This is a genomic window from Bacteroides sp. 51 (genome assembly GCF_010500965.1).
In the GTDB taxonomy this organism is placed as follows: Bacteria; Bacteroidota; Bacteroidia; order Bacteroidales; family Bacteroidaceae; genus Bacteroides.
The window spans coordinates 1-309 of sequence record NZ_QVMI01000191.1 but is presented as its reverse complement, the minus strand read 5'-3'; the positions used below and the strand labels follow the sequence as shown (position 1 = coordinate 309).

At 41.7% G+C, this 309-nt stretch carries 1 protein-coding gene; it reads right to left on the bottom strand.

Annotation, left to right across the window (positions count from 1 at the left end; translation table 11 throughout):
• Window positions 1-124: 124 nt before the first annotated feature.
• A partial coding sequence (locus tag D0T87_RS24040) for a hypothetical protein (protein ID WP_370526972.1) occupies window positions 125-309 on the bottom strand: 185 nt, incomplete at its 5' end.

The following is a 309-nucleotide window of genomic DNA, read 5'->3' as shown; positions in this document are numbered from 1 at the left end:
TGAATATCGATTACGTTGACCTGATTAATGTACATGATATTGAGTTTGCCGATCTTGAGCAGGTATGCAAAGAGACTCTTCCGGGTTTCAGGATCATAAAGCCGTACACCTATGGTAGATCCAATTACCAATTTATTATCATACGGTCGTATAGCCCAAATGTGCCTGCAAGTACGAGAAGCAAGGCAGCGGTAAGGGTTTGTATGTGGTATTGTTTCATTTCTTTCTTATTGGTTGTGATACAAGCGTACATTCTAAACTGTTCCGGACGGGTGATGGAAGACATATCGCGGCTCAGGCAAATGTATT